The sequence below is a fragment of the Pseudomonas mandelii genome (assembly GCF_024138395.1).
In the GTDB taxonomy this organism is placed as follows: Bacteria; Pseudomonadota; Gammaproteobacteria; order Pseudomonadales; family Pseudomonadaceae; genus Aquipseudomonas; species Aquipseudomonas mandelii_E.
On sequence record NZ_JAMYDU010000003.1, the window covers coordinates 461,921 to 487,150 of the forward strand.

At 61.5% G+C, this 25,230-nt stretch carries 15 protein-coding genes and 1 pseudogene; 2 read left to right on the forward strand and 14 right to left on the reverse strand.

Annotated elements, in window-relative coordinates:
* Positions 1-36: 36 nt before the first annotated feature.
* The 3 genes and pseudogenes from NHU87_RS08410 to NHU87_RS08420 form a co-directional block, all read right to left on the reverse strand.
* Positions 37-8,235 (reverse strand): Ig-like domain-containing protein, encoded by an 8,199-nt coding sequence (locus NHU87_RS08410; RefSeq protein WP_253547344.1) that lies wholly within the window; start codon positions 8,233-8,235, stop codon positions 37-39.
* Positions 8,236-8,285: 50 nt separating this feature from the next.
* Positions 8,286-9,131, reverse strand: coding sequence for a sulfotransferase family protein (locus NHU87_RS08415; protein ID WP_230174075.1), 846 nt, complete (start codon positions 9,129-9,131; stop codon positions 8,286-8,288).
* Between the two features lie 164 nt (positions 9,132-9,295).
* Positions 9,296-10,558, reverse strand: a pseudogene (locus NHU87_RS08420) (glycosyltransferase family 39 protein); the annotation flags it as partial.
* A 246-nt stretch (positions 10,559-10,804) separates the two neighbouring features.
* Here NHU87_RS08420 and NHU87_RS08425 point away from each other — a divergent pair.
* Together NHU87_RS08425 and NHU87_RS08430 are read left to right on the forward strand one after the other, a co-directional pair.
* Positions 10,805-11,392: a phage tail protein gene (locus NHU87_RS08425; RefSeq protein ID WP_253547346.1), complete on the forward strand. Its 588-nt coding sequence runs from the start codon at positions 10,805-10,807 to the stop codon at positions 11,390-11,392.
* A gap of 55 nt (positions 11,393-11,447) precedes the next feature.
* Positions 11,448-11,759, forward strand: coding sequence for a DUF6916 family protein (locus tag NHU87_RS08430; protein WP_253547348.1), 312 nt, complete (start codon positions 11,448-11,450; stop codon positions 11,757-11,759).
* 167 nt (positions 11,760-11,926) lie between these two features.
* Here the strand turns inward: NHU87_RS08430 and NHU87_RS08435 are convergent, their stop codons facing one another.
* The 11 genes from NHU87_RS08435 to NHU87_RS08485 all read right to left on the reverse strand — a co-directional run bounded on the left by NHU87_RS08435 (position 11,927) and on the right by NHU87_RS08485 (position 25,220).
* A complete protein-coding gene (locus NHU87_RS08435; protein ID WP_050682093.1) occupies positions 11,927-12,424 on the reverse strand; it encodes a GNAT family N-acetyltransferase in 498 nt (165 codons plus the stop codon).
* Between the two features lie 26 nt (positions 12,425-12,450).
* Entirely contained in the window at positions 12,451-14,547 is a 2,097-nt protein-coding gene (locus NHU87_RS08440; protein WP_253547350.1) for a biotin/lipoyl-binding protein, read from the reverse strand.
* Positions 14,548-15,867 carry an efflux RND transporter periplasmic adaptor subunit gene (locus tag NHU87_RS08445; protein ID WP_253547352.1) on the reverse strand — a complete coding sequence of 440 codons (1,320 nt, stop codon included), beginning with the start codon at positions 15,865-15,867 and terminating at the stop codon, positions 14,548-14,550.
* Entirely contained in the window at positions 15,864-16,646 is a 783-nt protein-coding gene (locus NHU87_RS08450) for an efflux RND transporter periplasmic adaptor subunit (RefSeq protein WP_253547354.1), read from the reverse strand. The genes NHU87_RS08445 and NHU87_RS08450 overlap by 4 nt, the downstream gene beginning before the upstream one ends.
* A gap of 282 nt (positions 16,647-16,928) precedes the next feature.
* Positions 16,929-18,506 (reverse strand): efflux transporter outer membrane subunit, encoded by a 1,578-nt coding sequence (locus tag NHU87_RS08455; RefSeq protein ID WP_253547356.1) that lies wholly within the window; start codon positions 18,504-18,506, stop codon positions 16,929-16,931.
* The gene (locus NHU87_RS08460; protein WP_253547358.1) at positions 18,503-19,567 is read right to left on the reverse strand and encodes an HlyD family secretion protein; all 1,065 of its coding nucleotides are present in this window, start codon (positions 19,565-19,567) and stop codon (positions 18,503-18,505) included. The genes NHU87_RS08455 and NHU87_RS08460 overlap by 4 nt, the downstream gene beginning before the upstream one ends.
* Positions 19,568-19,593: 26 nt before the next feature.
* Positions 19,594-21,132 (reverse strand): MFS transporter, encoded by a 1,539-nt coding sequence (locus NHU87_RS08465; protein ID WP_253547360.1) that lies wholly within the window; start codon positions 21,130-21,132, stop codon positions 19,594-19,596.
* Positions 21,133-21,330: 198 nt separating this feature from the next.
* Positions 21,331-22,251 carry a LysR family transcriptional regulator gene (locus NHU87_RS08470; RefSeq protein WP_253547362.1) on the reverse strand — a complete coding sequence of 307 codons (921 nt, stop codon included), beginning with the start codon at positions 22,249-22,251 and terminating at the stop codon, positions 21,331-21,333.
* A 202-nt stretch (positions 22,252-22,453) separates the two neighbouring features.
* Positions 22,454-23,320, reverse strand: coding sequence for an ABC transporter permease (locus NHU87_RS08475; protein ID WP_253547364.1), 867 nt, complete (start codon positions 23,318-23,320; stop codon positions 22,454-22,456).
* A gap of 8 nt (positions 23,321-23,328) precedes the next feature.
* On the reverse strand, positions 23,329-24,189 hold the full coding sequence (locus NHU87_RS08480) for an ABC transporter ATP-binding protein (protein WP_253547366.1): 861 nt from the start codon (positions 24,187-24,189) through the stop codon (positions 23,329-23,331).
* A gap of 5 nt (positions 24,190-24,194) precedes the next feature.
* Positions 24,195-25,220 carry an ABC transporter substrate-binding protein gene (locus NHU87_RS08485; RefSeq protein WP_253547368.1) on the reverse strand — a complete coding sequence of 342 codons (1,026 nt, stop codon included), beginning with the start codon at positions 25,218-25,220 and terminating at the stop codon, positions 24,195-24,197.
* Positions 25,221-25,230: the final 10 nt, after the last annotated feature.

The following is a 25,230-nucleotide window of genomic DNA, read 5'->3' on the forward strand; positions in this document are numbered from 1 at the left end:
GGAGCCCCCAGGTGCCGCCCTGCTTTAATAATTTTTTCAGGCCTGCATTTCACTGATGCCGACCTGTTGCAAAGCCGCGGCCAGGCTTTCTACCTGCCGCTGCTCGGTGTCCTTGAGTTGTTGCAATTGCTGACCAAGACTCGGTGCGCCAAACACGCCGCGCAGCCCTTGGGAAGCATCTCCCATCCTGATTGAGTTATTGCCGAAGGCGTTCAGCGAGTCCCCCTCGCTACCAGTGTCCTGATTGAATAGATTCGACAGCGTGCTGCTGCCAAAGACCCCACCGTCACCGCCGCCAAAACCGAGGAAGCCTTGACCTGAGCCATCGCCACCGTTCTCACTGCTGCTGAATACCTGCGCGATAAAGCTAGGCGCCAGCGCCCCATGGCTCATGAAAATGTCGCCCAGAGGCCGAATGCCGTTGCCGATCACCCGCTGTTCAAACAGCGGGGTAAAGGTCAGCGGCGAGCCGAGATCGCCAGTGGGCGGGGTGAAGATGATCGGTTGCAATGGCACGTTGGGCAGATCGGGCACGGTGACAGGGTCCGTGACCCGGAACTCCGGCTCCGGCGGCACCACGACAGTCGGCGACGATGGTGCAACGACCGTATTGATCGCATAGCTGTTCGACAGGCTGACACCGCTGCCCGTGTTGCCTGCTGAATCGCTGACGCCCGCGACGCTCAGGCTGATCGCATTGTTGGCACTGCTGACATTGGCGTTCGGCGTCAGGGTCGCGGTCCAGGTTCTACCACCATCGCTGCTGCTCAGGTTGGACAAGCTGCCGTTCGCCACGCTGATGTCGGACAGGTCGAAGCCAGTCACTGCTTCGTTGAAGGTGAAGGTCACCAACGAGGTCTGGCCCACGCCCAGGTTCGGGTTGGCCACCACCACCGTGGCCGCCGGCCGTTCGCCGTCGATGGCGTAGTTGTTGGAAACCGCGACGCTGGCGCCGATGTTGCCCGCCAGGTCCGTCACATTGCTGGTGTCCAGCGCAATGAAGTTGCTCGGGTCGGTGATGTTCGCGGTGGGGGTGAAGGTTCCGGTCCAGGTCTTGCCGCCGTTGCTGCTGGCCAGGTTGGTCAACTCGCCATTAGTCACACTCAGATCCGACAAATCGAAGTCGCTTACCGCTTCGCTGAACGTGAAGGTCACCAGTGTCGTCTGGCCAATACCCAGGTTCGGGTTGGCAACCACGATGGTGACGGTCGGGCGGGTCGCATCGAGCGCGTAGTTGTTGGAAATGGCGATGCTGGCGCCGGCATTGCCCGCCGCATCGAGCACATTGCCGGTGTCGAGCAGGATCAGGTTGGTCGCATCGTTAAGGCTCGCGGTCGGTGTGAGCGTGGCGGTCCAGGTCACACCGCCGTCGCTGCTGGCCAGGTTGGACAGCACGCCATTGGCGACGCTGAGGTCCGACAGGTCGAAACCGGACACCGCTTCACTGAAGGTAATGGTGACGGTAGTGGTCTCGCCGATACCCAGTTTATTGTCCGCGACCACAATGGTTGCGGTCGGGCGAGCGGTATCAATCGCGTAGTTGTTGGAATCGGTCACGCCGACGCCGCTATTGCCCGACGCGTTGGTCACTCCACTGTTGTCCAGGCTGATCAGGTTAGTGGTGTCCGTCACGCTGACCGTAGGTGTGAAGGTCGCGGTCCAGGTCACGCCACCATCGATGGACGAGACGTTGCTGAGGGTGCCGTTGGCTACCGTCAGGTCGGCGTTGTCAAAACCACTGACCGCCGAGCTGAACGTGATGGTGACCAACGAGGTTTCGCCAACCTTCAGCGCATTGTCGGCAACCACGATGGTGGCGGTCGGCACCTCGGTTTCCACCACATAGTTGGCCGAGTTGGTGGTGCCCGCCCCGGTGTTGCCGGCCACGTCCGAGACGCCGCTGTTGCTCAGGATGATGATGTTGCTGGTGTCCGTAATCCCTGCGGTCGGAGTGAAGGTCCCGGTCCAGGTGAGGCCGCCGTCGCTGCTGCTCACCGCGCTCAACGTGCCGTTGGCGATGCTCAGGTCACTGTTGTCGAAACCCGTTACCGCCTCGCTGAAGGTGATGGTCACCAGCGCGGTTTCGCCCGGTTTCAGGGTCGTGTCGCTCAGCACGATGGTCGCGGTCGGACGCTGGCTGTCGATGGCGTAGTTATTCGAATCGGTGGTACCGGCGCCCGTGTTGCCGGCCCCATCGATCACTCCGGTGTTGTCCAGAGTAATCAGATTGGTCGAATCGGTGACGCTCGCCGTCGGTGTCAGGGTCGCGGTATAGGTGATGTTATCGCTGGTACTCAGATTGCTCAGGGTACCGTTGCTCACCGTCAGATCGGCCGTGGTAAAACCGGTGACCGCCTCGGAGAACGTGATGGTCACTACCGACGTTTGACCCACCGCCAGCGCCGCGTCCGCGACCACGATGGTGGCTGTGGGGCGCACGGTGTCGATGGCGTAGTTGTTGGAATCGGTGGTGCCACTACCGGCGTTGCCCGAGCCGTTTTGTACACCGCTGTTATCCAGGGTGATGAGGTTGCTGGTGTCGGTGATGGCATTGGTCGGCGTAAAGGTGGCGGTCCAGGTGATGCCGCCATCGCTGCTGCTGACGGCGCTCAACGTGCCGTTGGCGATGGTCAGGTCGGCGTTGGTGAAACCGCTGACCGCTTCACTGAACGTAATGGTCACCAGCGACGTTTCACCAACGCTCAGCGCATTGTCGGCGACGACGATAGTGGCGGTCGGCAACACCGTATCGATGGTGTAGTTACCCGAGTTGGTGGTGCCGCTGCCGGTGTTGCCCGCCAGATCCGCCACGCCGGTGTTGGCCAGGCTGATGACGTTGCTCGAGTCATTCACGCCGACGGTTGGGGTGAAGGTCGCGGTCCAGGTAATGCCGCCGTCACTGCTGCTCACCGCGGTCAAAGTGCCGTTGGCGATGCTCAGGTCAGCGTTGGTGAAACCGGTCACCGCCTCTGAGAAAGTGATCGTCACCAGCGAGGTTTCGCCCGCGGTCAGCGCCGTATCAGCCAGCACGATGGTCGCGGTCGGGCGCAGCGTGTCGACGGCGTAGTTGTTGGAATCGGTAGTGCCGCTGCCGGCGTTACCCCCCAGATCCGCCACGCCGGTGTTGTCCAGGGTGATCAGGTTGGTGGTGTCGTTGATGCTCGCCGAAGGCGTGAAGGTGGCGGTCCAGGTGATCCCGCCGTCGCCGCTGCTCACCGAGGTCAACGTGCCGTTGGTAATGGTCAGGTCGGCGTTGGTGAAACCGCTGACCGCTTCGGAGAACGTGATCGTCACCAGTGAGGTTTCGCCGATTCTCAGCGCCGTGTCTGCCACCACAATGGTGGCCGTTGGGCGCACGGTATCGATGGCGTAGTTGTTGGAGTCGGTGGTGCCGCTGCCCACGTTACCGGTGGCGGCAGCCTGCACGCCGGTGTTGTCCAATGTGATCAGGTTGGTCGTATCGGTGACACTGGCAGTCGGGGTAAAAGTCGCCGTCCAGGTGATGCCGCCATCGCTGCTGCTGACCGCGGTCAACGTACCGTTGGCAATCGTCAGGTCAGCGTTGGTGAAACCGGTCACGGCCTGGCTGAAGGTGATGGTCACCAGTGACGTTTCACCGATTCTCAACGCAGTGTCGGTCACGACAATCGTCGCGGTCGGCGGGGCGGTGTCGATGGCGTAGTTGCCCGAGGAACTGATCCCGCTGCCGGTGTTGCCCGCCAGATCCGCCACGCCGGTGTTGGCCAGACTGATGACGTTGGTCGCGCTGATGATGCCTGCCGTCGGGGTAAACGTGGCGGTCCAGGTGATGCCGCCGTCGCTGCTGCTCACCGAGGTCAATGTACCGTTGGCGATGCTCAGGTCAGCGTTGGTGAAACCCGTTACTGCCTCGGAGAAGGTGATGGTCACCAGCGAAGTTTCGCCCGCGGTCAGTGCCGTATCGGCCAGCACAATCGTGGCGGTCGGGCGCAACGTGTCGATGGCGTAGTTGTTGGAATCGGTAGTGCCACTGCCGGCGTTACCCCCCAGATCCGCCACGCCAGTGTTGTCCAGGGTGATCAGGTTGGTCGTGTCGTTGATGCTCGCGGAGGGCGTGAAGGTGGCGGTCCAGGTGATGCCACCGTCGCTGCTGCTTACCGCGGTCAACGTGCCGTTGGTAATGGTCAGGTCGGCGTTGGTGAAACCGCTGACCGCTTCGGAGAACGTTATCGTCACCAGCGAGGTTTCGCCGATTCTTAGCGCGGTGTCCGCGACCACGATGGTGGCCGTCGGGCGCACGGTGTCGATGGCGTAGTTGTTGGAACTGGTCGTGCCGCTGCCCACGTTACCGGTGGCGGCAGCCTGCACGCCGGTGTTGTCCAAGGTGATCAGGTTGGTCGTATCAGTAATGCTGGTAGTCGGGGTGAAAGTCGCCGTCCAGGTGATGCCGCCGTCACTGCTGCTCACCGCGGTCAACGTGCCGTTGGCAATCGTCAGGTCAGCGTTGGTGAAACCGGTCACGGCCTGGTTGAAGGTGATGGTCACCAGTGACGTTTCACCGATTCTCAACGCAGTGTCGGTCACGACAATCGTCGCGGTCGGCGGGGCGGTGTTGATGGCGTAGTTGCCCGAGGAACTGATCCCGCTGCCGGTGTTGCCTGCCAGATCCGCCACGCCGGTGTTGGCCAGGTTGATGACGTTGGTCGCGCTGACAATGCCTGCCGTCGGGGTAAACGTGGCGGTCCAGGTGATGCCGCCGTCGCTGCTGCTCACCGAGGTCAATGTACCGTTGGCGATGCTCAGGTCGGCGTTGGTGAAACCGGTCACCGCCTCGGAGAAGGTGATGGTCACCAGCGAGGTTTCGCCCGCGGTCAGCGCCGTATCGGCCAGCACGATGGTCGCGGTTGGGCGCAGCGTGTCGATGGCGTAGTTGTTGGAATCGGTGGTGCCGCTACCGGCGTTACCCCCCAGATCCGCCACGCCGGTGTTGTCCAGGGTGATCAGGTTGGTCGTGTCATTGATGCTCGCCGAAGGCGTGAAGGTGGCGGTCCAGGTGATGCCGCCGTTGCTGCTGCTCACCGCGGTCAACGTGCCGTTGGTAATGGTCAGGTCCGCGTTGGTGAAACCGCTCACCGCCTCGGAGAACGTGATCGTCACCAGCGAGGTTTCGCCAATTCTCAGCGCCGTGTCCGCGACCACGATGGTGGCCGTTGGGCGCACGGTGTCGATGGCGTAGTTGTTAGAGTCGGTAGTGCCGCTGCCGGCATTGCCCGCCAGGTCACTGACCCCGGTGTTGTCCAGGGTGATCAGGTTGGTCGTATCGGTGACGCTGGCAGTCGGGGTGAAGGTGGTGGTCCAGGTGATACCGCCGTCGCTGCTGCTCACCGCCGTCAACGTGCCGTTGGTGATGGTCAGGTCCGCATTGGTGAAACCGCTGACCGCTTCGGAGAAGGTGATGGTCACCAGAGAGGTTTCACCAATTCTCAACGCAGTGTCCGTCACCACGATGGTCGCGGTTGGACGGAGTGTATCGATGGCATAGTTGTTGGAATCGGTAGTGCCGCTGCCCGCGTTGCCCGCCAGATCGCTGACCCCGGTGTTGTTCAGGGTGATCAGGTTGGTCGTGTCATTGATGCTCGCGTTCGGGGTGAACGTGGCGGTCCAGGTGATGCCGCCGTCGCTGCTGCTCACCGAGGTCAACGTGCCGTTGGCGATGGTCAGGTCGGCGTTGGTGAAACCGCTTACCGCCTCGGAGAAGGTGATGGTCACCAGAGAGGTTTCGCCAATTCTCAGCGCCGTGTCCGTCACCACGATGGTCGCCGTTGGCCGCACGGTATCGATGGCGTAATTGTTTGAATCGGTGGTGCCGCTCCCGGCGTTGCCCGCCAGGTCGCTGACCCCGGTGTTGTCCAGGGTGATCAGGTTGGTCGCATCGGTGATGCTGGCGGTCGGGGTGAAGGTCCCCGTCCAGGTGATGCCGCCGTCGCTGCTGCTCACCGCGGTCAACGTGCCGTTGGCAATTGTCAGGTCGGCGTTGGTGAGACCGGTGACCGCTTCGTTGAAGGTGATGGTCACCAGCGAGGTTTCGCCGGCCCTGAGCGCCGTGTCGGTGAACACGATGCTGGCGGTTGGCCGCGCCGTATCGACGACGTAGTTATTGGAGTTGGTGGTACCGACGCCGGCGGTGCCCAGACCGTTGATCACCCCGGTGTTGTCCAGGGTGATGACGTTGGTCGTATCGGAAAGACTGGCGGTCGGGGTGAACGTTGCCGTCCAGGTGATGCCGCCATCGCCGCTGCTCACTGCCGTCAACGTGCCGTTGGCAATGGTGAGATCCGCATTGGTGAAACCGGTCACAGCCTCGGAGAACGTGATCGTCACCAAGGACGTTTCGCCGATGCTCAGTGTGCTGTCAGCGACCACAATGGTCGCGGTCGGCGGCGGCGAATATGCGGTGTTGAGTACACCGCCATCGTTATAGATTGTCGCGACGGAGGTTGGCGAGGTGCCGGTTGCCCCCCCGCCCTGCGCAGTGCCACCGGCACCACTGGCCGCGGCATTACCGGCCAGGGCGGCGAAGTTGGCTGCCGTGATCAACAATGTGCCTTTGTTCCAGATCGCACCGACGCCCCGGCCGCCCTCGCCGCCATTGCTGGCATTGCTGCCCTGGCCGCCGCCACCGCCACCGCCGCCACCGGCGCCGATGTTGTTGCTGATGGTCGACGTGCCGACGATGGTGATGGTGCCGCTGCTGGCGTTGTAAATGCCGCCCACCGCATTGCCGCCGACGCCACCCACCTTGTCCCAACCGGCCCCGCCGCCGCCACCGCCAATGGAAATCGTGCCATTGGTGGCCGTCGCACCGTTACCGCCGTTGCTGTAATAGGAAACGCCCTCCCCGCCAGCTCCGCCAGTGGTAGTACCGCCGCGACCGCCCATGTGGGTCGCGTCATAACCGCCGCCATAACCGCCAGCACCGCCACCGCCCGCCCCACCGCCCAAGGTGCCGGTGCCCGGCCCTGCCGAACCGCCATGCCCGCCGCCCTGGCCGCCCAAACCGCCGCCACCACCACCGCCACCGCCGTAAAAAGCGCCGGTGACACCGCCGCCGCCACCGCCACCAGAAGCGCCGTTGGAAGTCACGGTAATGTTGTTCAGGGTCAGAATCCCTGCGTTGAAAATGCCCCCGGCCATCGCGCCGGTGGCACCGTAGCCACCGTTGCCGCCCGTGCCCGACACCAGGCCTCGGGTGATCACCAGGCCATCGAGCGTCACAATGCTGCCAGACGTCACTTCAATCACTCGGGTCCTGTACTGACCATCGAGAATCACATCAGCCGCGCCGTCGTTGTTCAAGTCGCCATCAACGGTGATGTTCTTGTTGACCAGTAGTTCGGACGTCAGCTGCACCGTCATGCTGCTGTTAAAGGTGACGATGTCACCGTTCTGCGCCGAGGCGATGGCGGCACGCAGTGAGCCAACGCCCGTGTTGGCGTTGTTGGTGGCGGTCCAGGTGGCCAGGCCCCATTGATACTCGCTCATAGCCGTGGTCGAGAGGACGTTGGCGCTTTCGATGTTGCCGGTGGCAATCTCCAGATTCCAGTCGCCACCGACCCCGGTGCGATTGCTGGAAGCGGCCACATCGCGGCCGGTCAACTGAGCCAGCGAGTCGATAAAACTCAAGCCACGCTCACCTTCGGCGGTGTAGCAGCCGTAGATCATGATGTCGCCGCCGACGTTCAGGTCCTTGCCGATTTCCGCCAGCACCGCGCTGCGGGCCGCGACGTTGTCGGCCGACAAATAACTATCGCCCAGCCACAGATCGCCCGCGTTGCCGTGGGCGATAATCTGCACCGAGCTGACGCCCTGATGGCCGTCCAGATAATCCGCGATTTGCTGCAGGCCATCTTTGCTGGCATCCAGCTGAACCACCTGAGTACCGGGCGCAACGCCCTGAAGCAGGCTGCCTGCGTCCTTGACCCGCGAATCTACGAACACCACGCTCTGCCCCGGCACCGCAGCGGGCGCCGGTGTGGTATCGGCTTGGCCATGGGTGTCCTGGCTGGCGACCGGCTGGTCGGCAGTCGGTGCCTTGACCGCGTCGGCAGTGGTCTGGCTGTCAGCCTGGGCGGAATCGGCAACCGTGGCGGCCACCGCGCCGTCGAATAGCATGCGTGGCTCCAGGGACATGATCATTGGCGAGGCCAGCGCACGTGCGCCTTCGGTAACCCGCGACTTGCCTTTGCTCCACCACATGCTGCTCACCCGGACTCGAACTTTCTGAGGCATCAATGAAAACGCCGCGATCAACTGATCGCGGCGTCGGCTTTCATACGAATGACATTGGCGGCGCTGGCTGAGCCATCGAGCCAAAAGGACAACTCGGCGTACTGCTTGAACAAGTCCGGCGGCAGGATCGTGCGCCTGGATTGCAGTTGGACCTTGGCCTTCACCTTGTGCAGCCCCGAGAGGCCGAGCGCCTGATCGAATTCCGGCGCGTCGTAGGCCAAATGGTCGAAGTCATGTTCGAACCAGGGTTCGCCGATAAAGTCGTAGACCAGCCGCATCACCCGCTCCGGCGCCTGGCTTAGCAGGTCGTAATCGATGATCAGCAACGAGTCGGCGTGTTCGCCGTAATAGGCTTCCTTGAGGGCGGCCCAGGAAAACCCCACCAGCCGATTGCGCTGGGCCAGGGTTTCGCAGCGGCTATAGACCGTGTTGCGCTCGACCGCATCGCCGAACAGCTTGGTGTTTTCGAAGGGGTTGGCGCGGTACAGGCGCTCGATGCTGTCCATGACCCAGGCGACATTGCGCACGCAGGCAATGATCTTGGCTTGAGGGAACAGATCGCTGATCGCCGGCAGGCGCGAACTCCACAGGCGGTTCGTGTCGAACACCACCGGTTTGTCAGCCTTGTCGGCGTAGAAAGAATCGAACAGACCGCGCAACAGACGGCGACGCAGGTCGGTATCAATTACCGCACCGAATTCGCTGCCGGCGCTGCATTGTTCCAGAACACCGGAAAAGAGCGCACCTACGGGGCTGGTCATGCCGGCATGAAAGCGCGGGTTCTGCAAAAGAATGGCAGAAAGCAGGGTCGAGCCTGAGCGCGGCAAGCCGGAGATAAAGTGGAACTGCTGCAATCCATTCACCCGTCATTCAGTCCTTTGTACGACGGAGCGTAGACCACGAATGGCCATACGACTAGTGGTGCTTTGATATCAAATCGGAGCTAAATCGACTGGAAAATACAACTTATATAACACTCGGAAGATGAATCGTTTAAGCCTCACACCATGAGTTATTTCAGTACATCGATCCGGTCGCCGGGAGCGAAGTGCTGGTTCACGTCGTGGACCATGACGCTGATCTGATTGTCGGTATCCACCGTGGCATTGTTTTTCAGGCCCACGAGTTCGATGCCGACAAACAGCATCAGCACGGCCAGCGCCAAAACCTTGGAGCCCGCGTACAAGCGATCGATGGCCAGCGCCAACAGCATCGGCAAGCCCAGGGCATAAGCGGTCAGATAACGCTCGATAAACACCGGCGATATGAACGACACCGCAAACACCAGCGACAACGGGAGAGCGGTGTAGATCACCGCCAGTGCACTGCCACGGAACACACTGCGGTCTCGCGCCAGCGCCACGCCCGCCAGGGCCAGCAGCGCCAGTGGCAGCGCGATAAAAACCAGCAGCGGCAAGTTCTTGCCATCGTCCTGGATCAGGAACGACCAGATCATCGAAGGCAATGAGCCAAGCGTGACGGGCGCCTCCCACCCCACATCGCCATTGGCTTTGAATTGGTCCATGTGCTGCACAAGATCGAGCAGATTGGGCAGCCACGGCAGGTACAACGCCACAATCGCTATGTTGGCCAGCCACCAGCCAGAGCGCTGAATGTGCCGTAATCGATACCCTGGCTGCACGCGGATCAGCCCCAGATACAGCCAGTGGCAGAGCACGCACAGTGCCGTGAAGTAATGGGTGTAGAACGCCGCACTCATCAGCAGGGTGTAAATCACCAGATAGCGTGTGCGTTGCGGCCGCCTGATCCAATACATCAAGGCGATCGTGGCACCGATCAGCCACAGCCCCAGCAGGGAATACATCCGCACTTCCTGGCTGTAACGCACCGCCGTGGGCAGCAGCGCCAGCAGGACCCCGGTCAGCAACGCGGCGCGGCGGGTAGCGAGCAAGTCCACCAGCCAGACGCCGAGCCCCACCGTGGCAATCCCCGGCAGCGCACTCAGGCTGCGAATCGAAAAAATGCCGTCGCCGAACAGGCCGATCCAGCCGTGCAGCAGCATGAAATACAGGGGTGGATGCACATCATGAGCCGCGTGCTCCCAGATCCCGACCAGGGAATACTGGCTCAGCAACAGGCTGGACCCTTCGTCGCCCCGGATCGCTGCCGCGGTCAGGTGGTAGAAGCGCACCAGCGTGGCCAATACCAGGATCGACAATAGCCAATGCTCCCGCGCCCATCGAAGCAAGCGACGGGCAGTAGCCCACGAGCCCGGCATCGCATGCGGGTCTTGGGTGTCGCCCAACGGTGTTTCTCTGCGCGCCTCCATTACCTCCCCTTGCAACGGCCAACTGAAGACCGAAGCTTCCCAAGCACTGTAGGACAGGCGCGAGCCCGACGTCGATGCTGGCCTTGCGACGAACGACGTCCGGCAATCATTCCGATCAGCGTCTACGCTTTGGCGTGGCGTGACCCAGCCACGGAGATGAAAGGAGTCGGCTGATCAGCGCGAACTACCCGGACAACCGGGTCTGCAACGTGACGTATCAGACACTAACCTGAGGGATGAGGAACCATGGAAGTATTCATCGGCACTATCCAGCCTTTCGCCTTTAACTTCGCGCCCAACGGCTGGGCCCTATGCAACGGCCAGACGCTGAGCATCTCGCAATACAACACGGTTTTCGCACTGCTGGGTGTCAACTTCGGAGGCAATGGCACCACCAGTTTCATGCTACCCAACCTGCAAGGTCGCATGCCGGTTGCCATGGGCAACGGCTTGGGCCTGACCCCGCGCGTCATTGGCGAAGTCTCCGGGACCGAGAACGTCACCGCGACTATCACCAACCTGCCCAACCACACCCACGCCTTGTCCGGGCTCACGGCCAGCACCACCCTGCAACTGGCCAGCCCGGCGAGCAACCCGGTCACCAACCCGACCGCGACCAACTCGTACATCGGCGCCTCTGGCGGCGGGCCCGGCTCGGCGAGCATTTACTCCGATCAGCAAGGCGCCGCGGCTGTGCCGCTCAAGGGTGTGACCAGCACGGTGACAGGGGAAATTTCTTCCACCGGCAATGGCTTGCCCATGGAGGTGATGAACCCGTTTCTGGTGCTCAACTTCAGCATCGCTCTGAACGGTCTTTTCCCTTCACGTAACTGAGGGTCTGGCCGGGGGTTCAAATCCCCCGGCCACTTTTGCTTGATGGAGTGATGCCATGCTGCAACAGGTTCAAAGCCAACACTTTCAGGCACTGCTGGGCAAGACGGGGACGCTGCGACTGCCCGATGGCAGTGAATTGCCGATCCATATCGACACCCTTGCAGAAACGCCCCGCTCACAAATGCCGAACAGCGAACGCATGCCGTTCAGCGTCGAGCTCAACAGCCTGCAACCCACCGATTTTGTCGATGGGTTGTGCGGGCTGGAGTTGCCGGGGCTGGGCCAGGTAGAAGATATCTTTGTCTCCCGAGTGCCAGCCATGGGGCGTGATCCGCAACTGGGGTACTTCTACATCGCGTTCAACTGAAAACTTTGATCTGCACCCCAAAAGCTGGACACCAATCCTAATTTTGGGGTGCAGATCACTTTGTGGGAGCGGGCTTGCCCGCGATGGGGTCGGCTGATCAAACATCGATGTTGCCTGTCTGTCCGTCATCGCGGGCAAGCCCGCTCCCACAGTTTTTTGTATAGCTCTTAACCCTGCGGATACCACACCAACCGTTCCGCCGCCGGGTTGCGCTCTTCAACCTGAAACCCCAGCGCCAGGTAATGCTGGCGCGCATGGGGGTTGTTGGCCCAGACCACCGTCGCCACCGGGCAGCGGATTTGTTGTGCGGCTTTTTGCACGCCTTGCAGCACCGTCCGACCGTAACCCTTGCCGCGGGCCTGTGGGATAAACGCCAGATACAGCACGCGAATTTCATTGGGGCCGAAGTCCGTGGTCAGCGCGCCAATGGCCGTGTCGAGTTTCTCGATCACGTAATGCATGGCGTTGGGGAAGTTCTCCCCCAGCCCTTGTTCCTGCACCTTGAACTGCTGGGCAACCACCTGCTCGACCACCTCCTGCTCACCGTCGATCCATTGCAGATCCGGCCGCGCCGCTTGGTAAAGGCTGTGCAGAAAAGGTCCATCGCTGGTCCGCGAAGGCCTGACCACCAAGCCGTCCGCTGCCACTGAATCGGTTTTCGCCATCGTTGTTCTCCCTTAGCTGTTCTCCCTTAGAAGCCGCTTTCCCTGACCCCCAAAGCCGCCAAGCGCCGCCAGGCAACGCCCAGCAACGACTCGCCTCGGCCTTGCAACACCACAATGCCGCGCAACGGCTGCACCGGTGTCGGGGTATTTTCGAGGATGCTCAACCGCGCGCCGTACTGCGCCTGCACCGGCTCGGCGCGCTGATGCTGATCGCGTCGCACGGCAATTGGCCCGTGGTGATCGGAGGTCAGCGCTTCCTGATCGATATAAGCCACGCCGTTGGTGTCGATTTCGCTCAATTGCACCTTAATTGCCGGGTGCATGGGGTCATCGGCGATGAACCGTCCGCTGGCACCTGGGGCGACACGCCAGAGTTCGGCTTCGGCCAGATAACCACGCAACCGCGCGCCGTCTTCGACCACCCGTGCCAAAGGATCCTCGGTGGAAAGCCAGCGGCCGACCGTGAGCTGCGGCAACAGATCGCGCACCTTGCCGCCGTGGGGCGCGCGCAGCAGTAGACGCTCACGCTGGGCGGCCAAGCCGCGATATTCGGCCACGGCTTCGGCCAGGCGCTGTTCGACGATACCGGCATCGGCGGCGGTTTCGCTGCGGCCGGCCTGACGACGCATCTGTAATTGCTGGATCTGGATTTCGCGGCGGACGATGGCCTGGCGAGAGTCCAGATCCGGTGATTCCAGCTCAATCAGCACCTCACCTTGAGCGACGATCTGGCCGTCATGCACATTCACCGTTTTGACCCGCGCCGCCACCGGCGCGTGCAGGGCGCTGGCGCGTCCGGCCTCTAGCATCGTCGGCAACTCCACCGCGCTGCGCCAAGGCAACGCCAGCAGCAGCAACAGCCCAAGCAACGCCAGGCCGCTGAGCAATACTCGAGGCGCATGCGCCTGTTCGCGACGGTTCCACCATTGCCGCCACTCGCTCAGGATCGGCAGAAAGATGAACCACACCAGTTCCACCAGCATCAGGATAATCCCCAACACCTTGAAGAACAGGTGATACACCGCCAGCGCAATCCCGAAAAACAACGCTGCGCGCCACAGCCACGCGCCATACCCCCAGATCAGCAAACGTCGCTGCATCTTCGGCGACCATGGCTCTGGCGCCGGGGCTGCGTAGCCGAATAAAAACTCGCGCAGTCGCCAGCGGCATAAGGCGAAGGCCCGCCCCTGAAGGTTGTCCACTTCCCAGAAATCGCTGAGCAAGAAGTAGCCATCGAAACGCATGAACGGGTTGAGGTTAATCACCAGCGTGGTGATCCAGGTCGCACTGGCGAGCATGAACGCCGCCGTGCGCCCGGGGCCGTCAGGCAGCAGTGACCAGGCGAGCAGTGCGATACACGCCAACACCAGTTCCGCCAGCACCCCGCCGGCACCGATCAGCAACCGCGCCCGGCGATCATTGACGCGCCAGGCATCGCTGACGTCCGTGTAAAACATCGGCAGCAGCACCATGAACGCCACGCCCATGCTCTGCACCCGACAACCGGCGCGCTTGGCCATAAAGGCATGGCCGAACTCGTGGCAAAGCTTGGCGAAAAACAGCGCCACAGCAAACGCCAGCGCACCGCCGAGGCTGAACAGGTGCGGAAAGGTCGCGATAAACCGCTGCCAGTCCCGCGACACCAGAAACACCCCGAGCCCCAGCGTCGCGGGTAATCCGTAGCGCAATGCGCGCGGGCCGAAACGCTCCAGCCACGGCCAGGCTCGATTGAGAAAGGCGTCCGGGCGCCACAGCGGAATCCGGAAAAACAGGTATTGATGCAGCAGGATTTGCCACAGGCTCTGGCGCTGAGCCGCGGCCTTCAGGCTGTAACTGGCGCGCTGCGACGGGTCGAGGGCGCTAATCAGGTCGTGGCCACGCAAAAACTCCAGCAATTGCTCAAGCGCCACGCTATCCAGTGGCAGCCCCGGTTCGCGGTTGGCGGCACGCAGCACTTGGTCCGAATCACCCAGAGACCAATGGCGCAGCAGGCGCATCGCCGCCGCACCGAGTTTGAAATAACGCCCACGCACCGGGTCGGCCAGGGTCCAGCGCGGCGACCCGTCAAGGGCCGGGGCCGCCGCCGACAATTGCAGGTCTGCCCGCAGGCTCGGCAGGCTCATCTACAGGCCTACGCTCTGACGCAAACCGGCGAGCGGTCGACGCAACAGATACAACGCCAGTGGCGCACGGTCGCCGAAGACTTTCGCGGTGCCGCGCAGGCCAATACGCGGCGGCGCGGCGTCGAACGTCGCATCCAGTCGATAAGCCAGTTGCCCGGCAGCGGTAGGTTGCGCCTCGTAGGCCGAACGTTCGAGTTTGGCCAGATGCCGCTGCAGCGGATCGCTGTCGAGAAACAGCGCAACTTGCGCACCCGGCTCCAGGGAGATCGCATCGCCCATGGCCAATTCGATGCGCAACTCGGCCTGGTTCGGGTCGGCGATTTCCATCAGCCGCTCGCCGGTCTGCACCGGTTTTCCGGTCCAGCGCTCGGCGTCGGCGAACACCGCGATACCGTCCCGCTCGGCGCGCACTTCGCTGCGTTTGAGCAGTTCACGGGCGTAATCCCGTTCGGCACGTTTCTGCTCGACGCGAGCCGCCAGCAGATCGATTTTCGAACTGGATTCGGCATCGGCGAAGGAGCGTTGGGAATTGGCCTTGAGTTCCGCTTCGGCAACGCCCAGGGCGCGCTCTGCCACATCGGCCTGAGCCTTGAGCGTGGTGCTTTCGAAGCGCAGCAGCAGGTCGCCGGTTTTCACCGTCTGGTTGGGTTTGACCAGAAAGTCGGCGATCACCCCGTCCAGCGGCGCCGCGACCACCCGACCGCCCAACGGGACGACTTCGGCCGGGGCCAGCACCGATTGGCGCACCGGGATCAGCAACCCGAGCAACAACACGGCGACCAGCGCCACCTGACGCTTGCGCGTCCAGCGCAATCGCCAGGGTTTACGCGGCTGCAGCGCCAGCCAGGCATGGCTGTAGGTGTCGCCCAGTTGCGACAGCAGCACTTGTTCGGAAGGGTTCCACGGCACATCCCTCGCCAGCCACAGACCGCCGAACACCTCACCCTGATGATCGATCAGCGGCAGCCAGAACACCTGAGCGGCTGACAGACTTTGCCAATCGGCCAGAATCGATTCACTGAGAAGATCGGGTGTGATCACCCGCGCCTGTTTCAACACCTCAAGCTTGAACAGCTGCGCGACTGCTTGCTCGACAAACGCCACGAACGGCGCATTCGGTTCCACGGCACTGACACCGGTGACCGCCTGCACCTTACCGGCGATCAACAGCGCAGCATGGCGAAAACCGAACAGTGCCTGGCCGTCATTGACCAAGCTGTAAGCCAGTTGCGAAGGCGTGCGCGCGGCGCGGGTCTGGCGTTCTAGGTCGAGAAACCTTGCGAACACCTGCTCGGCGCCACCTGTCACCGGGGCGTTCATTTGAACTCCGCAAAATGCGCCGTTCCGCTCATGCCGGCCAACAGACCATTGGCGTTGGGTAGCGCCGCCACCAGCAGCAAGGTCTGGCTGCCTTCGTCGATCCGCGCACCGAGTCGCTTGACCGTGGCATCCAGCGGCTGACCGGTTTCATCGGGGACAAAACTGAACGTCTGGCCGGGCTTGAGTTTGCCCATCCAGCGCGACGGCACCAACAGGTGAATTTCCAGGGTGCGGTTATCGACCACGTCCAGCAACGGTGCGCCAGCGGCAACGCTTTCGTAGCGCTTGACCTTGCGCTCGACGACCTGACCATCGAACGGCGCCACCACGCTGCAGCGTTTGACCTGAACCTGATAGACCTGAGACTGCGCATGAATCTCGCTGACCTTAGCCTCGGCCCGCGCCACTTCAAAGCGCCCGACTGAATTCAACGCCGCCAGTTGCTTGTTGTGCGCCAGTTCTTCACCGGCACCACGGCTGGCGGCCTGAGCTGCATTGAGCTGAGCCTGATAAGCCGAACAGTCAAATCGCGCCAGGGTGTCGCCCTTTTTGAACGACTCGCCCTCACTGAATGGCAACTCGACAATCCGCCCCGACAACTCGCTGGCCAGCACCGCCTGATCCCGGGCTCGCAGCACACCACGGGCTTCACTGCTGGCCGACGCGTTACCACCGACCGCACTGTTTTCCAGTAGCGGATCGTCTGGCGCAGGCGTTTGCGCCTGTACTACGCACGTTACAAAGGTCAATCCAATAACCCAAACACGAACACGCCGCATAACCGTAACTCCCTGACGGATGAGCGGAGTCTATGACAGCGGGGGTGAGCGTCAAGCCGGATGGCCATCATTGGTTGAAAGGGCGTGCTCGCCGATCAGTATTAATTGCCTTACAAATCATCCAGAAGGTTCCTACACCATAGCCGGACAGCCACAGATTGCAGACGTAGACCTGACACCTTAATCTGGCCGAACTAAACCTTGTACGCAGCGATTAAGTTCGCTGGCAGTCAGGGTGAAGAAACCGGCTCCGGCCGGTTTTTTCGTTTTTCTGCGAGCAGATCAGCGCTGCGCCATCTCTCCCACCGGATACACCGACTCCCATCCCCCACCCAACGCCTTGTACAAACCAACCATTGCCAACGACACCCCGGTCGAGCTTTCAACCCACTGCTGCTGGGTCGCCAGCAATTCGCCTTGCACGGTGAGGACGTTGACGAAATCCACCACACCTTCGACGTATTGCTGTTGCGCGGTGTGCAGGGCGATCTGGTTTTGGCGCACGGCTTCGGCAAGGCTGTCGCGGCGCAGTTGGCTGGCATTGTAAGCGGTGAGTTGATCGTCGATTTCATGCCAAGCCCGCAGTACGGTTTGCTGGTAGGCCAGCGCCGCTTCCTGTTGCTGGGCTTCGCGCAGGTGCAACATGCCGCGCAGGCGACCGCCGTCGAACAGCGGCAGGCTGAACTGCGGACCGATGCCGAACGAGCGCGAGCCCCAGGAACCGAAATCGCTTAATTGCATGGCTTGCGAACCGATGTTGCCCGACAGGGTGATCCGCGGATAAAAGTCACCCTTGGCTACGCCGATGCTGGCGGTAGCGGCGTGCAGACGGGCTTCGGCCTGACGGATATCGGGGCGCCGCTCAGCCAATTGCGAGGGCAAGCCGATGGCGACCTGACGCGGGGTTTGCAGCACCGGGGCGTCTGTGGATAACTCAGCGGACAGCGCTTGCGGCGGTTCGCCCATCAACAGGCTCAGGGCGTTGATCAGTTGCGACTGACGCTGCTCCAGCGCCGGTAACCGTGATTCAATGGCCGCGACTTGCGCAGCGGCTTCGGCAACGTCCAGATCCGTCGCCACACCATCAGCCAGGCGCAGTTGCGAGAGTTTCAAACTATGTCGGGCGACGTCGAGGTTCTGCTCGGTGACGGCCCGCGTGCTTTGCACACCGCGCAGTTGAATGTAGTCCTGAGCGGCTTCGGCGAGCACCGACAGCAGCACGCCGCGACGATCGTTTTCCGCCACTTCCAGGGTGGCATCGGCGGCTTCGGTTTCGCGGCGCACACGACCCCAGAAATCCAGCTCCCAAGAAGCGAAAAAGCCTGCGTCCCACAGATTGAACGCCGAGTCGCCGTTGTTGCCCGACGGATCGCTCAGGCCTTCACCGCTGTTGCGTTTGCGCCCGTAGCTACCGCTGGCGGCGGTATTGGGATAGCGGTTGGCGGTGATCACCTGGCGCGCGGCGCGGCTTTGTTGCAAGCGGCTGCTGGCGAGCTTCAGGTCGAGGTTGTCGGTCAGGGCGCGTTGAGTCAGGGCAGAGAGTTTCGGGTCGTGGAATACTTCCCACCAGCGTTCGTCCATTTCGCTGGGAATGATCTGACTGGCGGCGGCTTTAATTGGTTTGGACCATTCGGCCACTTGTTGCGGCTGAGGTTTCTGGAAGTCCGGGCCGACAGTGCAAGCCGAAAGGCTCATGACCAGCAAGGCATAAAGGGGAATGCAAGGCCACTGGCCTCTTCGCGAGCAAGCCCGCTCCCACACTGGATCTCCTTTTGAGCATAAAGCTTGGGCACCCAGCAGATCGAATGTGGGAGCGGGCTTGCTAGCGAAGACGTCAGCCCTATCAACAAAAATCTTCATCGTTGCGCGACCTCATGCTCGCTGGCGCTTGCAGTATCAATCCTCGCCTCCACCGACATCCCCACCCGCAACCGCTCGGCCAATGGCTGCCCCGGATCGAGGATGATTTTCACCGGAATCCGTTGCACAACCTTGGTGAAGTTGCCGGTGGCGTTGTCCGGTTTGACCGAGGCGAAGGTCACGCCCGTAGCCGGTGCGATGCTCTCGACACGTCCGCGCAGGGCTTCGCCGCCGAGGCTGTCGACATGTACTTGCACGCTCTGCCCCGGCTGTACGTCAGTCAGTTGGGTTTCCTGAAAATTGGCGACCACATAAGCCCGCTCCAACGGCACCACAGCGAGAATCATGCTGCCCGGAGTGACATAGGCGCCGACCCGTACGGCGCGCTCGCCGACCATGCCGTCCTGGGGCGCAACGATGCGCGTATAGGACAGCTCATAGCTGGCCATTTCCAGCGCCGCTTGCGCACGTTTCAGCCCACCTTCGGCCGCATCACGCTGGGCGGTCAGGATCTCTACCTGCTTGCGTTCCGCCGCGAGCACTGCCGTGGCATTGGCCAAGCGAGCAGAGGCCTGATCGATGCGCGTACGCGCTTGCTGAGCATTTTGCACCGTGCCGGCGCCGACCCCGGCGAGGTGGTTGTAGCGGTTCAGTTCATGCTCGGCGAAAGCCATTTCAGCCTTCGCCGAAACCACTGTGGCCTGGGCCTGAGCGATCACCGATGTCTGGCGCTCCAGCGTGGCCCGAGCGTTCTGCAACTGCGCCCTGGCCACCAGGGTTTCAGCATCGGCGGCCTCAGCGGCGGCGCGCAGATCGCGGTCGTCGATCAATGCCAGTAGCTGCCCGGCCTTGACCTGCTGGTTGTCTTCCACCAACACGTCCTTGATGAACCCCGCCACGCGCGGTGCCACCAAGGTGAAGTCCGCCGAGACGAAGGCATCGTTGGTGCTCTGCTGTGTACGCTTACCGAACAAGCCCGGCGCCAGCAGATAAATCAACACGCTGACCGCCATCACTGCGGCAATGCCGACAGCGACTTTTTGCTTTGATTGAGTCGTCATAAAAACCTTCTGTTTCAGTGAAGCATTCAAGTCGGCGCGCGCGGTGGATAGATCCGCGTTGGCAGCCAGAAAATCAGCAGGATCAGCGCCACGGCGACACCGGCCATGCACAGATAAAGATCGGAAGAGGTCAGCACTAAGGCCTGTTGATGCAGTCGGTGAGCGAGACCAACGCTAGTGCCGTCAACCAGAGGCGAATTACCCAGGTTGTCCACCAGCATGGTCGAGTGGAAATGCAGCCTTGCGGTGGTCAATGTCTCGATCACACCCGTGGCAATCACCGCCGCCAAGCCTTTCACGGTGTTGAACCAGGTCGAGGCGTACGGCCCTTCCATCGGTGTGATGCTGCCGGTGGAAAGCATCAACAGCGGCAGCACGGCCATGGGCTGACCGAAAATCTGCAGCCATTGCAGGACGTAGAAACCATCGCGAATCCATACCGACGTCAGTTGCGAACCACCGAGGCAAGACAGCGCCAGCATGCTCAGGCCGATCCCCAGCACCCAGCGGCAATCGACCCAACGCAGGTTGCACAGCGCCGCCACCAACGGCAGCGCTATCAACTGAGGCAGCGCCGCCAGCAGCATGATCGGCGCGGTCTGCACCGGGCGATAACCCTGGACCTGAGCCAGGTAACTGGAAGGAATGAGGACCACCGCGAGCAACACCACCAGCACGCCGGCCAGGGTCAACAGGGCGAACGACAGGTTACGGATACCGAGCATCTGTAACTTGAAGAACGGAATCGGTTGCGACCACTCATTGATCAGAAACAGCACCAGCAACAGCAACCCGCCGCCGAGCAGTCCGCAAATCAGGCTCGACTCGAACCAGTCCAGCCGATTGCCTTGCAGAATGCCGATCACCAACATGCAGATCGCCGCAAACCCCAGCAGCAAGCCACGCCAATTGAACTGTTTGAAGCGTTCCAGCCGCAGCGGATCCTGAGGCAAACCATAAGCCACCGCTGCCATGGCAATCAGGCACGGCACGACGATTTGCCAGAAGGTCCATTGCCAGCCGACGTACTCGGTCCACAACCCGGCCAGCGGTGTACCGAGACCGGGGCCGAAGGTCGCTGTCAGGGCATAACCGGCCAGGCCATAGAGTTTCACGTTGGCCGGCAAGAACCGCAGGGCAACGGTCATCAGCATCGGCGGCAGCGCGCCGCCAGCAAGACCTTGCAAGGTGCGCACGACCAGCAGACTTTCGTAATTCGGGGCGAACGGGCACAACACACCCAGCAAGGTGAATGCACTGATCGCGTACAGGGTGAAGCGTCGCAACGAAAACGTCACCGAACACCAAGGGGCAAACGCCATGGCGGCCACCGAGGTCGCGGTGTAACTGGCGACCAGCCAGGTGCCTTCGTCGTAACCGATGGCCAACGCGCCACGGATATCGGCCAGCGCGACTTTGGTCACCATCTCGTTCAGGCCCGACACCAGCACCGCCAGCAACACGCCTACCAGGCCGATGATGATTCGCGGGCCGAAGACCGGAGGCGTGATGGCGGTCGCTGGTTTGGCCGCAGCGAGAGGCGCCGTGACCGTGAGGGAAGTCATGTACTGCAAGCTCCGGAAGGGGAATACCGAAGCATTTTAGGGAGGGTGGGAGCTTACGAAAATTGACTTATTGGCAGCTTATAAGTGCGCCATACGCAATCGTTAAATCAAAAGATCGCAGCCTTCGGCAGCTCCTACAAAAGCATGGCGAACACATATCCCCGGTAGGAGCTGCCGAAGGCTGCGATCTTTTGATCTTTAAACCGGCTGTGCGGCCAGCCACGTCTCATCGCAACAGGTCTTGAGGGTTTCGCGCATCCAGCGGTGAGCCGGGTCCTTGTCGAAACGCGGATGCCAAGCCTGGGTCAGCATAATGGTCGGCAATGGAATCGGCAGGGTAAACGAGCGCAATTTCAACCCCAGGCGTCGCACGCTCAGCAATGCCTCCTTGGGCACCGGCAGAATCAGATCGGAATCCGGCAAGGCGAACATCGCCGCATGGAAACTCGGCGCAATCACCGCCACCCGCCGCTCCAGCCCCAAGGCGTTGAGCGCCGTGTCGATCGGCCCACGGGAGATCCCCCGGCGCGACATGCTGATATGGCAAAAACCGGCAAACCGTTCGGCGGTGATCTCTTCATCGAACAACGGGTGGTCTTCACGCACCAGCCCGACAAAGTGAGTGGAAAACAGGTTCTGCACCTTCACTTCCGGCATCAGTGGTCGGTTGTTGCTGACGCTTAAGTCGATACGCCCTTCGCGCAACGCTTCGTCGTCCCCATCACCCTCGGGGACAAAGCGCAATTCACAATGCGGGGCCTGACGTTCCATCGTGTCGAATAGCTTGCCGCCGTAGACGCCCACAAAGAAATCATTGGCGCGAATGCTGAACCGCCGGCGCAAACTGCCCAGATCCACATCATCGGCTGAGCGGAACAGCAAAGCGGCCTGCTCCACCAGGTCCCGCACCTGCTCGCGTAACTCCAGCGCCTTGGGCGTCGGCACCAGGCCACGGCCGGCGCGCACTAGAATCGGATCGCCAATAGCCTCGCGAATCCGCGTCAGCGTCCGGCTCATCGCCGCCGGGCTGAGATTCATCCGCCGCGCAGCGCCCACTACGCTGCCCTCGTCGAGCAAGGTATCGAGGGCGACCAACAGGTTCATGTCCGGGAGTTGCATGCTGAGCACTCATGTCTGATCTGGATTGATTCAGACGCAATGCTAGCAAACATCTTTAGATGCGGTGGTGATAGGGCTGGCCCCTTCGCGAGCAAGCCCGCTCCCACAGTTGATCTTCCGTGGTTGCAGATTTTGTGTACGACAAAGAACCCATGTGGGAGCGGGCTTGCTCGCGATGGCGCCAGATCAGACACCGCAAAACTCAGCGCTGCATCCCCCACCGCTTCACCGTCACCCGCTCCAACGTATCAAACACCAGATTCTCCACCAGCAAGCCGATCAGGATCACCACCGCTAACCCGGCAAACACCTTGTCGGTATACAGCTCATTACGATTCTGGAAGATGTACCAACCCAAACCGCCCTTGCCGCTGGTAGCGCCAAACACCAATTCAGCAGCGATCAGCGTACGCCAGGCGAAGGCCCAGCCGATTTTCAGCCCAGCGAGAATCGACGGCAACGCTGCCGGGATCAGGATGAACAGCACGAAACGCATGCCCTTGAGGCCGTAATTGCGTCCGGCCATGCGCAAGGTTTCCGAAACGCCAAGAAACCCGGCATAGGTGTTCAAGGCCAACGCCCAAAGCACCGAATGCACCAGTACAAAAATCAGGCTGTTCTGCCCCAGGCCAAACCACAGCAGCGCCAGTGGCAACAGGGCAATGGCCGGCAATGGATTGAACATCGAGGTCAACGTACTCAGCAGATCACGACCGAACCGGGTCGATACCGCCAGCGTCGTCAGGACAAACGCCAGAACGATGCCAATCAGGTAACCCTTGAGCAAAACAACCAGCGAAATCCACACCTTGCTCAGCAGTTCGCCGCTGAGCAGGCCATCTTGCAGCGCATTGGCGGTTTGCAAAAAACTCGGCAGCAACAGGTCGTTGTTCTGATATCGGGCGACGGCTTCCCATAGCACCGCGAGCAACATCAGGATCAGGCTTTTGCGCAGCCAGCCTTGCTGCCAGAGACGCTGGCCGAGCGGTAATTCACGCTCCAGCGGTACGCTAGTCAGCGGCTGCAAAACAGTTTCGTACTCTTTACGCGCAGATGATGAATGGCTCATCGGGCACCTCAATAAGCGATGCGAATATCGGCGAAATCCAGCTCACGCTCGGTTTCCGGCGACTGACCTTCGTCGAACAACAGCCGATGAATGCGCCGCGCCGATTCCTGGAACGACACGCCACCCAAGCTGTGCAAGTCGTATTGATGGCTATGGACTTCCGCTCGCACCCGACCCGGATGCGGCGACAGCAGCAAAATCCGATTGCCCACCACTAACGCTTCTTCGATGGAGTGAGTGACGAACAGCAGCGTGAATCGCACCTCTTCCCAGAGCAGCAGCAACTCTTCCTGCATCTTGCGTCGGGTCAGCGCGTCGAGGGCGGCGAAGGGCTCGTCCATCAACAGGATCTTCGGCTGCATCGCCAAGGCACGAGCAATGGCCACGCGAGCTTTCATGCCGCCAGACAAGGTATGCGGATAGGCATCGGCAAACGCAGCCAGACCGACCTTGTCCAGATAGTGCAGCGCCCGCTCTTCAGCCTCGCGGCGTTTGAGGGTTTTGGAAGCGAGCAGCGGAAACATCACGTTCTGTTTGACGGTTTTCCACGGCGGCAGCTGATCGAACTCCTGGAACACCACGATCCGGTCCGGTCCCGGCGCATCGACCCGCTGGCCTTGCAAGCGAATCTCACCCTCACAGGGCTGAATGAACCCGGCAACGGCTTTGAGCAATGTCGATTTACCGCAGCCGGAAGGACCAAGCAGCACAAAACGATCCGCCGGATCGATCTCGAAACTGACCTGATGCGTCGCTCGAACCACACGCGCAGGCGTGCGGTATTCCAGGCTGACCTGGTCGACCGACAGCAGCGCTTGAGCTGTCGCGATCGATTTGCTGACCGTGTGGCCTTGCAAAGGGGCGTTCATGTCGGTCAGCTCCCTTGCAGCGGTTGGGCGTCCTGGAAGAAGTAATCCTTCCACGAATCCGGTTTGTTTTTTATCGCGCCGACGCGGTAGAGGAACTCGGCCAGCGGGTAGGTGTTTTTCGGTGTGATGCTGAATTCGAACTGCGGGTTGTCGATAATTTTCAGCAGCGCCGCGCGGTCGATTTTGGCCTTGGTGACACGGATGTAAGTGTCGGCTGCCGCACCTTTATCGTTCTGCGCAAACTCGGCCGCTTCAGTCAGCGCGGCGATGAAGGCTTTGTAGGTTTTCGGGTTGTCGTTGCGGAATTTCTCGGTGGCGAACAACACGGTCGGCGAGTTCGGACCCAGCAAGTCATAAGTGTTCAGCACCACATGCACGCTGGGGTTTTCCAGCGCTTGATTCTGGAACGGCGGGTTGGAGAAGTGCCCACTCAACTCGGTGCCGCCAGCGATCAGTGCCGCGGTGGCATCCGGGTGCGGAACGGCGATGGTGTACTTGTCGAGTCGATTGAATTCCTTGTCGCCCCATTGCTTGGCCGCTGCGTATTGCAGGAAGCGCGACTGCACCGAGACCCCGACCGCCGGCACCGCAATGCGGTCCTTTTCGGTGAAGTCGGCGATGGTTTTGACCTTCGGATTATTGCTCACCAAGTAGTAAGGGAAGTTGCCCAGGGAAGCCACGGCTTTGACGTTCTGCTTGCCGTGGGTGCGGTCCCAGATGGTCAGCAGTGGACCGACGCCGGCACCGGCAATGTCGATGGAGCCGGAAAGCAACGCATCATTGACCGCCGAACCGCCGGAGAGCTGGGTCCAGTCGACCTTGATGTCGATCCCTTCCTGCTTGCCATACTTCTCGATCAAATTCTGATCACGCACCACGTTGAGCAGCAGATAAACAATGCCGAACTGTTCGGCGATACGGATTTCACCTTCGGCGTGAGCCACGGTCGGCGCCACCAGGCTGCCGGCGAGCAGGCTGAAACCCAGGCCAATGGCCGCAGCCAACGGTGCAAATGGAAGACGTTTGGACATGGGAGTTCTC

Coding starts and splice junctions, on each gene's coding strand:
- NHU87_RS08435 (WP_050682093.1), bottom strand. CDS start 12,424: ATGGCGAAAACCGATTCAGTGGCAGCGGACGGCTTGGTGGTCAGGCCT.
- NHU87_RS08470 (WP_253547362.1), bottom strand. CDS start 22,251: ATGCAACTCCCGGACATGAACCTGTTGGTCGCCCTCGATACCTTGCTC.
- NHU87_RS08485 (WP_253547368.1), bottom strand. CDS start 25,220: ATGTCCAAACGTCTTCCATTTGCACCGTTGGCTGCGGCCATTGGCCTG.
- NHU87_RS08450 (WP_253547354.1), bottom strand. CDS start 16,646: ATGCGGCGTGTTCGTGTTTGGGTTATTGGATTGACCTTTGTAACGTGC.
- NHU87_RS08460 (WP_253547358.1), bottom strand. CDS start 19,567: ATGACGACTCAATCAAAGCAAAAAGTCGCTGTCGGCATTGCCGCAGTG.
- NHU87_RS08475 (WP_253547364.1), bottom strand. CDS start 23,320: ATGAGCCATTCATCATCTGCGCGTAAAGAGTACGAAACTGTTTTGCAG.
- NHU87_RS08440 (WP_253547350.1), bottom strand. CDS start 14,547: ATGAGCCTGCCGAGCCTGCGGGCAGACCTGCAATTGTCGGCGGCGGCC.
- NHU87_RS08430 (WP_253547348.1), top strand. CDS start 11,448: ATGCTGCAACAGGTTCAAAGCCAACACTTTCAGGCACTGCTGGGCAAG.
- NHU87_RS08425 (WP_253547346.1), top strand. CDS start 10,805: ATGGAAGTATTCATCGGCACTATCCAGCCTTTCGCCTTTAACTTCGCG.
- NHU87_RS08445 (WP_253547352.1), bottom strand. CDS start 15,867: ATGAACGCCCCGGTGACAGGTGGCGCCGAGCAGGTGTTCGCAAGGTTT.
- NHU87_RS08480 (WP_253547366.1), bottom strand. CDS start 24,189: ATGAACGCCCCTTTGCAAGGCCACACGGTCAGCAAATCGATCGCGACA.
- NHU87_RS08455 (WP_253547356.1), bottom strand. CDS start 18,506: ATGAAGATTTTTGTTGATAGGGCTGACGTCTTCGCTAGCAAGCCCGCT.
- NHU87_RS08410 (WP_253547344.1), bottom strand. CDS start 8,235: ATGTGGTGGAGCAAAGGCAAGTCGCGGGTTACCGAAGGCGCACGTGCG.
- NHU87_RS08465 (WP_253547360.1), bottom strand. CDS start 21,132: ATGACTTCCCTCACGGTCACGGCGCCTCTCGCTGCGGCCAAACCAGCG.